The sequence below is a fragment of the Nocardia sp. NPDC004582 genome (assembly GCF_053602115.1).
In genome coordinates this window covers 1-9,352 of sequence record NZ_JBSGCY010000198.1, presented here as the reverse complement: position 1 = coordinate 9,352, position 9,352 = coordinate 1, and the positions used below count along the sequence as shown (strand labels likewise).

11 protein-coding genes are annotated in these 9,352 nt (G+C 70.4%); 5 read left to right on the top strand and 6 right to left on the bottom strand.

What is annotated here, in order from left to right; all coding sequences use genetic code 11:
• The 3 genes from ptsP to ACWELJ_RS31670 all read right to left on the bottom strand — a co-directional run.
• A partial coding sequence (gene ptsP / locus ACWELJ_RS31680; RefSeq protein WP_452369758.1) for a phosphoenolpyruvate--protein phosphotransferase occupies positions 1–1,574 on the bottom strand: 1,574 nt, incomplete at its 3' end.
• Positions 1,564–1,827, bottom strand: a complete 264-nt coding sequence (locus ACWELJ_RS31675; RefSeq protein ID WP_452369757.1) for an HPr family phosphocarrier protein — start codon at positions 1,825–1,827, stop codon at positions 1,564–1,566. The genes ptsP and ACWELJ_RS31675, both read right to left, overlap by 11 nt.
• Positions 1,824–3,113, bottom strand: coding sequence for a PTS transporter subunit EIIC (locus tag ACWELJ_RS31670; RefSeq protein WP_452369756.1), 1,290 nt, complete (start codon positions 3,111–3,113; stop codon positions 1,824–1,826). The genes ACWELJ_RS31675 and ACWELJ_RS31670 overlap by 4 nt, the downstream gene beginning before the upstream one ends.
• Positions 3,114–3,236: 123 nt before the next feature.
• On the opposite strand from ACWELJ_RS31670, the gene ACWELJ_RS31665 reads away from it, so the two are divergent.
• Both ACWELJ_RS31665 and ACWELJ_RS31660 read left to right on the top strand, forming a co-directional pair.
• Entirely contained in the window at positions 3,237–3,467 is a 231-nt protein-coding gene (locus tag ACWELJ_RS31665; protein ID WP_213556172.1) for a glucose PTS transporter subunit EIIB, read from the top strand.
• A gap of 5 nt (positions 3,468–3,472) precedes the next feature.
• Entirely contained in the window at positions 3,473–3,922 is a 450-nt protein-coding gene (locus tag ACWELJ_RS31660) for a PTS sugar transporter subunit IIA (protein ID WP_452369755.1), read from the top strand.
• A gap of 67 nt (positions 3,923–3,989) precedes the next feature.
• Here ACWELJ_RS31660 and ACWELJ_RS31655 read toward each other — a convergent pair whose 3' ends face one another.
• Together ACWELJ_RS31655 and ACWELJ_RS31650 are read right to left on the bottom strand one after the other, a co-directional pair.
• Positions 3,990–4,688 carry a GntR family transcriptional regulator gene (locus ACWELJ_RS31655; protein ID WP_452369754.1) on the bottom strand — a complete coding sequence of 233 codons (699 nt, stop codon included), beginning with the start codon at positions 4,686–4,688 and terminating at the stop codon, positions 3,990–3,992.
• A gap of 53 nt (positions 4,689–4,741) precedes the next feature.
• Positions 4,742–5,092: a hypothetical protein gene (locus tag ACWELJ_RS31650; protein WP_357083042.1), complete on the bottom strand. Its 351-nt coding sequence runs from the start codon at positions 5,090–5,092 to the stop codon at positions 4,742–4,744.
• Between the two features lie 108 nt (positions 5,093–5,200).
• On the opposite strand from ACWELJ_RS31650, the gene ACWELJ_RS31645 reads away from it, so the two are divergent.
• Complete coding sequence (locus tag ACWELJ_RS31645; RefSeq protein WP_452369753.1) at positions 5,201–6,166, top strand: quinone oxidoreductase family protein; 966 nt, start codon at positions 5,201–5,203, stop codon at positions 6,164–6,166.
• 8 nt (positions 6,167–6,174) lie between these two features.
• On the opposite strand, the gene ACWELJ_RS31640 is transcribed toward ACWELJ_RS31645, so the two are convergent.
• Positions 6,175–6,783, bottom strand: coding sequence for a TetR/AcrR family transcriptional regulator (locus ACWELJ_RS31640; RefSeq protein ID WP_452369752.1), 609 nt, complete (start codon positions 6,781–6,783; stop codon positions 6,175–6,177).
• A gap of 80 nt (positions 6,784–6,863) precedes the next feature.
• Between ACWELJ_RS31640 and ACWELJ_RS31635 the strand changes: the two genes are divergently transcribed.
• A complete protein-coding gene (locus tag ACWELJ_RS31635; protein ID WP_452369751.1) occupies positions 6,864–8,330 on the top strand; it encodes an FAD-dependent monooxygenase in 1,467 nt (488 codons plus the stop codon).
• Between the two features lie 213 nt (positions 8,331–8,543).
• Positions 8,544–9,352, top strand: an 809-nt coding sequence (locus ACWELJ_RS31630; RefSeq protein WP_452369750.1) for an NERD domain-containing protein, incomplete at its 3' end; no start/stop codon positions are given.

The window sequence follows — 9,352 nt, the reverse complement described above, 5'->3', positions numbered from 1 at the left end:
GCCGCGCACTGGGCCCGGGTCACCGACGCGAGCCGGGCGCGCACCCCGGCCAGGGAGCGCGGCGCCATGGACAGCGTCTCGACTCCGAGACCCACCAGCACACAGGCGAAGTCGGGATTGGACGCGGATTCCCCGCAAACCCCGACCTTCACGCCCTGCTTCGCGGCCCCCGCCACCGCCACGGCGATGGTCGCGGCGAGCGCGGGCTGCCACGGATCGTGCAGCGCGGCCACCGCCGCGGACATCCGGTCCGCGCCGAACAGATACTGCGACAGGTCATTGGTCCCGAGGGAGAAGAACTCCACCTCCGCCCCGAGCTGCTCGGAACGCAGTGCGGCGGCGGGAATCTCGATCATGACTCCGGGCGTCTCGAGCCCGGCGGCGCGGGCGCGGGCGGCGAAGTAGGCCGCCTCCTCCACGGTGGCGACCATGGGCGCCATGACCTTGACCGGGGTCCCGGTCTCCTTGACCGCGGCCTCGATCGCGGCCAGCTGGCCGAGCAGCGTCCCCTCATCGACGCTGCTCAACCGTAGTCCGCGTACACCCAGCGCCGGGTTCTCCTCGTCCGGCAGGTCGAGGTAGGGCAGCGGTTTGTCCGAGCCCGCGTCGAGGGTGCGGACGATGACCGGCCGGTCGCCCATCACCCGGAAGATCTCCGCGTATCGCTCGGCCTGCTCGGCTACGGTGGGGGCGGATTTCCGGTCCAGGAACAGGAATTCGGTCCGGAACAGGCCGACGCCCTCGGCCCCGAGTTCGACGGCGAGCCGCGCATCGGCGACGGAACCGACATTGGCGAGCAGGGGCACCGCGTGCCCGTCGGACGTGCGCCCCGGACCGGTCGGCGCGTCCGCCTGACGCGCCCGCAGCGCGTGGACTTCCTCGCGACGGGCCGCGCTCGGTTCGAGCTCCGCCACCCCGGCGGTGCCGTCCAGCACGATCTCCGTGCCCTCGGCGATTCCGGCCGCCGCCGGCGCGGCGACCACGGCCGGAATGCCCAGGGCCTTGGCCAGAATCGCGGTGTGCGAGGTGGGCCCGCCCGCCACGGTGAGCAGCCCGATCACTCGCTCCGGGTCCAGCGTCGCGGTGTCCGCGGGCGCGAGGTCCTGGGCGGCGAGAATGAAAGGCGTTACGCTGTCCGGGATTCCGGGCGGATCCAGGCCCAGCAGTTCCGCGACCACCCGCTGGCCGACATCCCGCAGATCCGAGGCGCGTTCAGCCATCAGACCGCCGAGCGCCACGAGCTGTTCCCCGAAGTGCGCGACGGCCCGGGTGACCGAATGCGCGGTCGGCGTCCCGCCCCGGATCTCGGCCCGCACCTGGTCCAGCAGGGCCGGGTCGGCCGCCAGCGCGGAGGTCATGAACAGGATGTCGGCCGCCGGCCCGGCGGCTTCGAGCGCCTGGGCCGAGTACCGTCCCGCGACGGTCTCGAAAGCGGTGTCCGCGCGCGCGATCTCGGCCCCGACGTCGCTCCCGGGCGCGTCGTCCGGGCTGGTGACGGGCGCGGCGGCCAGCCACTTCACCGATCCGACCGCGATCCCGGGGGCGGCGGCGACGCCGCGCACCTCACGCGTCAAGATCTGTCTCCAGCATCGAGACCAGCTTATCGAGGGCCGCCTCGGCGCCGTCCTCGGCATGCAGGGTGACGGTGTCGCCCTGTTCGGCGCCCAGGGTCATGATCTGCAGCAACGAGTTGGCGGCGACGGGATCCTTGCCCTCCTTCGAAATCCGCACGGGCACACCGGCCTCCCCGGCGGCCTTGGCGAACAGCGCGGCGGGCCGAGCATGCAGTCCGGTCTTCGAGGCGATGACGGCGGTTCGGGTGATCATGCTGCGATGTTCTCCTTCTCGATCTCGGACTCGTCCGGTTCCCGGCCGGGTGTCGGCAGGTTCCAGCGCTTGATGATGAAGCTGAAGGTGAGGTAGTACAGCGCCGCGTATCCGAGTCCGATCGGGATCAGCAGCAGCGGGTGGGTGGCCTTGCCGAAGTTGAGCAGGTAGTCGATGGCGCCGGCCGAGAAGGTGAAGCCGTCGTGGATGCCCAGGGCGTTGGTCAGCGCCAGCGCGGATCCGGTGAACAGGGCGTGGATCAGCAGCAGCGGCCACGCCACGAAGATGAACGAGAACTCCAGCGGCTCGGTGATTCCGGTGAGGAACGCGGTCAGACCGGTGGAGAGCATGATGCCGCCGATCATCTTGCGGTTCTCCGGGCGGGCGTGCCGCCAGATGGCGATGGCCGCGGCGGGCAGGCCGAACATCATGATCGGGAAGAAGCCGGTCATGAAGGTGCCCGCGGACGGGTCGCCGGCCAGGAAGCGCGGGATGTCGCCGTGGGCGCCGTTGTAGTCGCCGATCACGAACCACACCACCGAGTTGATGATGTGGTGCAGGCCCAGCGGCAGCAGCATGCGGTTGGCGAAGCCGAACACGCCGCCACCGGCGACGGAGTTGTCGGCGACGGTGGTGCCCAGCCAGGTGAGCGCGGCGTTGAAGGCCGGGTAGATGAACGACATGAGCACGCCGATGACGACCGCCGCGCACGCGGTGAGGATGGGCACCAGGCGGCGGCCGGAGAAGAAGCCGAGGTAGTCGGGCAGCTGGGTGCGGTGGAAGCGGGTCCACAGCGAGGCCGCGGTCAGGCCCATGACGATGCCGCCGAGCACGCCGAAGTTCACCAGCTGCGAGGCCTTGGCGGTGGCCATGTCGGCCACGACCGGGCAATCCCAGTGCGCCGCACGGAACAACCAGCCGAGCACCGGTCCGCAGCTACCATCCAGCACCACCGGCGACATGGCCTTGAGGACGCCGGTGAACGCGAGGTAGCCGACCACCGCGGCCAGTGCGGTGGACCCGTCGGACTTCTTCGCCCAGCCGATGGCGATACCCACCGCGAACAGCAGTGGAAGGTTGTCGATCAGGGTTCCCCCGGCGCCCGCGAGGACCGCGGCGACCGAGTGCAGCGGCGAGAATCGGCCGAGCATGTCGTCCTGTCCCAGCCGCAGCAACAGGCCTGCGGCAGGTAGCGTGGCAATCGGCAGCATCAAGCTTCGGCCGAGCTTCTGCAGTCCGGATAGATCGAGCTTCTTGCGGGAGCTCTCGGCGGTGGCGTCGGCCATGGCGAGTCCTCAGTTTGTGAATGGTGTCACGCGTACCGCTGACGATCAGCTAGCGTCACTGGTTATAACCAGACATATACTGGTTATAACCAGCTTTGTCTACTCGACACGCACGGAGGAAATATGTCGAAAGCGAATCAAATCGTCGCCGGCCTGGGTGGCGCGGACAACATCGTCGAGGTGGAGGGCTGCATCACCCGCTTGCGCGTGGAGGTCAAGGACGCGGGCAAGGTCGACGACAAGGCGCTCAAGGCCGCCGGCGCGCACGGCGTCGTGAAGATGGGCGACGCGGTGCAGGTCGTCGTCGGACCCACCGCCGACGCGCTCGCCGAAGACATCAACGACATGATCTGACCGCCATGAGCACCGAGATTCTCGCGCCGCTCGACGGCCGCTCCATGCCCCTGTCCGAGGTCCCCGATCCGGTCTTCTCCGCGGAGATGGTGGGCGCGGGCGCGGCCATCGAACCGCCCGACACCGATGCCGCGACCACCGTGGTCGCCCCGGTCGCCGGATCGATCGTGAAACTGCACCCGCACGCGGCGGTCATCGTGACCGCCGACGGCACCGGCGTGCTGCTGCACGTCGGCATCGACACCGTCGGCAAGCCGGATCTGTTCGAGGTCAAGGCCGCCGAGGGCGATCGGGTCGAGGTCGGCGATCCGCTGATCACCTTCTCCCCCAACGCGGTTCGCCGCCTGGGCCTGAGCGCCGCGGTGCCGGTGGTGGTCATGGACAGCGCCCCCGGTTCGGCCCGCGGGGTCGTCGCCGGTGAGATCACCACGGGCGCGGTCCTTTTCACCATCTGATCCAGCGACGACACGAGCCGCTGCCCCCGATGGGGCAGCGGCTCAGTCGTTTCCGGGCGCCGGACGGCTAGACGTCCTCGGCCGAGACGGTCATGTACACCTGGTAGCGGTCGGCCCGGTACCAGGACTGCGCGTGCTCGACGGCCCGATCGCGCGAGTACGAGATCCGGTCGAAAGCCAGGAGCGGGGAACCGGTCTCGGTGCCCAGCCAGCCCGCGTGCCGCTCGTCGGCGGCCACCGCGCGCACGCTCTGCTCGGCCCGGTCGATCGGGCAGTCGTACTCCCGCGACAGCAGCGCGTACAGCGACTGCGTCAGTTCGTGATCGAGCAGATCCGGCAGCAGATCGACGCGGTACCAGCCGTCGTCGATCGACATGGGCAGGCCGTCGGCCAACCGCAACCGGACCAGGTGGTACGCCTTGGTGTTCGGCGCCAGCCCCAGCGCGCTCGCCGACGCGGCGGGCGGCACCGCGTAATCGGTGTGCAGCACCACGGTGCCGGGGGTGCGGCCCAGGCGGCGCATGTCGTCGGTGAACGACGCCATGTGCAGCCGCGACCGGGCCACCCGCTCGGCCACGAAGGTGCCCTTGCCGGGGACGCGGGTGATGACGCCCTCGGATTCCAGCTGACCCAGCACCTCGCGCACGGTCATGCGACTGACGCGATAGTCGTCGCAGAGCTGGCGTTCGCTGGGCAGCATCTCACCGGGACGCAGGGTGGCGCACAGGGTGGTGAGGGCCGACCGCAACTGCGCCTGCTTGGTCACCCGACCCGGCACCTCGTTCCGGTCCTTTCCGCCCCCGCCTGCTGCGGGCGCGGTCATTTCTCGTTGCGCGCCTTGGGGAATCGCTTCTGACGCGCGACCCAGCCCGCCATCTTGGCCCAGTGTCCCTTGGCGGGGGTCACCTTGGAGATCAGCTCGCGGTCCCATTCGTCGGCCTCGGTCAGGCCGTCGACGGTCTCGACCAGGGACTTGGCGGACTCCAGCGAGCCGACGACCCGGTCGCCCAGCACGCCGTCGGCGCCGACCAGGGTGACACGGACGCCGATGCGGCCGATGGGCTGCAGCACCGCGGTCGCCGAACCACCGTGCTCGGCGACGAATCCCTTGACGGAATCCACGACGGACGGCGACAGCTTCTCGGGTGCCGGGGCGGCGGTAGCGCTCATGCGTCGCAGTTTACCCACCGGTAAATCAGCGTCCATGGACCGCCGTGCATCTCACACTCGGCGAGCCGCCGCACACCCCGATTCCGGGCCGGTGTCAGACTGGTCGGCATGCGCGCCATCCAGGTTTCCGAGCACGGCGGTCCCGAGGTTCTGCGACTGGTGGAGGTGCCCGACCCGCAGGCGGGTCCGGGGCAGCTGCTGGTTCGAACGCAGGCCATCGGAATCAACTTCATCGATACCTACATTCGGACCGGTCGCTACCCGCAGCCGGTGCCCTACATCCCGGGCGCCGAGGGCAGCGGCGTCGTCGAGGCGGTCGGCGACGGGGTCACCGACTTCCGGGTCGGCGACCGGGTGGCGTGGGCGGCCGCGCCGGGCAGTTACGCCGAACTGGTGGTCGTGCCTGCGGCCGTGGCGATTCCGGTGCCCGACGGGGTGGACGCGCCGGTGGCGGCGTCGGCGCTGTTGCAGGGCATGACCGCGCACTATCTGATCGAATCGATCTACCAGCCCGAGCCGGGCGAGACGGTCCTGGTGCACGCGGGCGCGGGCGGGGTCGGGCTGATCCTGACCCAGCTGCTGAGCGCGCGCGGGGTGCGGGTGATCACCACGGTGTCGACCGACGACAAGGAGAAGCTCTCGCGCGAGGCCGGGGCCGCCGAAGTGCTGCGCTACGACGACGATATCGCCGCGCGCGCCCGCGAACTCACCGGCGGGGCGGGCGTGGCCGCGGCCTATGACGGGGTGGGCGCGTCCACCTTCGAATCCAGCCTGGCCGCGACCCGGATCCGGGGCATGGTGGCGCTGTTCGGCGGGGCCAGCGGGCCGGTGCCGCCGTTCGATCTGCAGCGGCTCAATCCGCTGGGCTCACTGTTCGTGACCCGGCCGACGCTGGCGCACTACACCCGCGATCGGGCCGAATTGCTGTGGCGGGCAGGCGATATCATGAACGCCATCGCCGCGGGGACGCTGCGGGTGCGGGTCGGCGGCAGCTACCCGCTCGCCGACGCCGAGCAGGCGCACCGGGATCTGGAGGGTCGCCGGACCACCGGCTCGATCGTGCTGGCGCCCTGAGGTTCTCGTCAGTCCAGATCGCTGCCGGTGAGGCCGCGGTAGACGAATCGGGTGAGGGCGTCCACGGCCTGCTCGTCGGTGAGCGCCAGGCCGCCCTCCTCGACCGCCTGCAACAGGCCCGTCGCCGAGGCGAACATCATCGACAGGCTCGCGTCGTCGGAGCCCGGTAGGCGGGGGCCCGACGGGCCGAAGCCGTCGAGATGGTCGGCCACCTCCTCGCGCTGCTCGGTCGCGAAACGCGTTGCGATGCGGGCGAAGTCGTCGTTGACGAGGGCGGCCTGCTGGACGGCGCGCAGCACCGGCCAGTTCTTGCGAGCGAAGGCCCAGTAGCTCGCGATGTGGTAGCGCACCGAGGCCGGGTCGGTGAAGTCGGCGGTGTGCGCGGGATCGGCGGCGGAGATGTCGCTCTCGTCGGCCAGATCCTTCAGCAGCGCCTGGAGCAGTTCTTCCTTGCTCGCGAAGTGGTTGTAGAACGAGCCCGCGGCGCGGCCGGCCGCGGCGGTGATATCGGTGATCTTCGTGTTCAGGTAGCCGCGCTCGGCGAACAGCCGCCGGGCGGCGGCTTTGAGCGCCTGCTCGGTCTCGGCCGACCTCTCACTGCGGCGTGCTGCCACCATCCACCTCCTTGACAGCGGAAAGTACCACCCAGAATACTGAATCTCAGTTCAGTGAATTTAGATTCAGTATTGGAGTTGTGATGAATCCGCAGGTCATCATCGCGGGAGCCGGGCCGACCGGGCTCACCCTCGCCATCGATCTGGCGCGTCGCGGGGTCGGGGTGCGCATCGTGGACCGCGCCGCGGAGTTCTTCGCCGGATCACGCGGAGACGGGTTGCAGCCGCGCACCCTCGAGGTCTTCGAGGATCTCGGCGTGCTCGACGCGGTGCTCGCCCAGGGCGCGCCGCAGGCCCCGCTGCTGGTCCATCTCGACGGAGAGTTCGTGATGGAACGGCGGATGAGCGCCTGGCGCGAGCCCACCGCCGCAGTGCCGCACCCGAATCCGTGGGTGCTGGCCCAGGCCGATACCGAGCGCGTGCTGCGTGAGCGGCTCGCGGACTTCGGGGTGCGGGTCGAATCCGGCACGGCCCTGGTCGATTTCAGCGGCGACGCGGACGGGGTGACCGTGACGCTGGAGCATGACGGCACGACCGAGCGGGTGCGGGCCGCGTACCTGGTGGGCGCGGACGGCGGGAGCAGCACCGTGCGCAAGGCGCTCGGGATTCCGTTCGAGGGGGCCACCGACGAGTCGATTCGCCTGCTGCTCGGCGATGTGTGCGCGGACGCGCTCGATCATTCCGTGGGCTACTGGTTCGCCGATTCCGGCTCCCCGATGGACGGAATCGCGTTGATGCCGTTGCCCGGCGGGCGGAAATTCCAGTTCGCGACCGGACTCGACGCCGACTCCGGAACCGGTCTGGAAGTGTTGCAGGAGCAGGTGACCCGCCGATCGCGCCGCACGGACATCGTGCTCAGCGACCTGACCTGGTCGACGGTGTGGCGGCCGAATGTCCGCCTGGCGCAGCGGTATCGGTCCGGACGGGTGTTCCTGGCCGGGGACGCGGCGCACGTGCATCCGCCGACGGGCGGGCAGGGACTCAATACCGGTGTCCAGGACGCTTACAACCTCGGCTGGAAACTCGCGGCCGCACTGCGTGATCCGGGGGCCGCGACCGAGGCCCTGCTCGACAGCTACGAGACCGAGCGGCGCACCGTGGCAGCGCGGGTTCTGGGTCTGAGTTCCGAACTGCTCGACAAGACCGTGAAGGGCGATCCGGACGCGATGGACCGGGAGGGCACCCATCAGCTCGACATCAGTTATCGGGACGCTCAGGACGATTCGCCCGGACCGCGGCCCGGGGACCGGGCCCCGGACGCACCGCTGATCGACGCCAACGGCAAGTCCGTCCGATTGTTCGACCTGTTCCGTGGCCCGCACGCCACGATGCTGGTGTTCGGACCGGACACGACCGGCGATCCGGACCGCTCCCCCGTGACCGACCTGCGCACCGTGCGCGTGGTCGGAGCCGAAACCGCGCTGGTCGAGGGCGAATTCGGCGATGCCGGGGGTCACGCGCGCCGCGTGTACGACGCCGCCGACGGCAGCTGGGTGATCGTCCGCCCCGACGGTCATCTCGGCGCGGCCGGGACCACTACCGCGCGGTAGCTCGCGCGCCCCGGGTTCCCTCCCCCCGAGCTGTGCAACCCCTGGGAACCCGGTCGCCGCGTCAACCGTGCAGAATGATCATGCTGCCGCGCAAGACGATTCGCCCGGACCGAACATTTTCGGCCACGCGAGGGCGTCGCGACCCCGTAAGGTGGTCGCGGCGAGGGTTCGGGCGGCCGGCAGGTAGAGGCGCATCGGTCAGAGGTGGTCTGGATGTTGGTGAAGGTCCGTAACGACGACCCGTCGCGGCTGTCGAGCACCGAGCGCACCGTGGTGAACTGGCTCAAATCCTGGAGCGGGCCGCACGCCGTGCCCGGCATCGCGGTGGTGCAGTGCCAGGACGCCGATGTGGTGGTGTGGACGCCGCAGACCTGCGTGGTGGTCGGGGTGCACGGATTCACCGAGCGGGTCACCGGGACGCTGTCGTGCGCGCAGGACCAGCCGTGGACCGTGGACGGAGACCCCGCGCCCATCGACGGCGACGGCGATCCGCTCGACCGGGTGCACCGCCAGACCATGGAACTCGCGGGTCAATTGCGTTCGGCCCCCGGCCGGGAGGCGGTGCCGGTCAGCGGGCTGGTGCTGCTGGTTCCGCAGCTGGGCAGCCGGGTGAAGCTGGAGAAGGGCGAGCTGCCCACCGGCATCGACGTGCTCATCGGGGACGGGCCGTCCTCGCTGCGCGCCTACTTCACCACCCTCGCCGAGGGCGCGCCCGCGTCCTGGGACGCCGCACAGGTCGGGCAGGCGCTCGGCGCGCTCGGGTTCGCCGCGGCCGCAACCTATTCCGATCTGGTGTCGGAGGGCTTCCCGGTACCGGACTCCGCCCGCAACGCACCGCTGCCGTTCGCCAACCGGCCCACCGAGGTCATGGTGCCCTCGGTACCGCCCGCGACGGCCACGCAGGAGGAGAGCAGACCCCCGCTGTCCAAGCGGGAGCCGGGCGCGACCGGGCACGGCAGCACCGAATCCCGCAGCGGCACACCCCGGCCCGGCGATCGGCCCGCGGTGCGGCAGGAACCGGC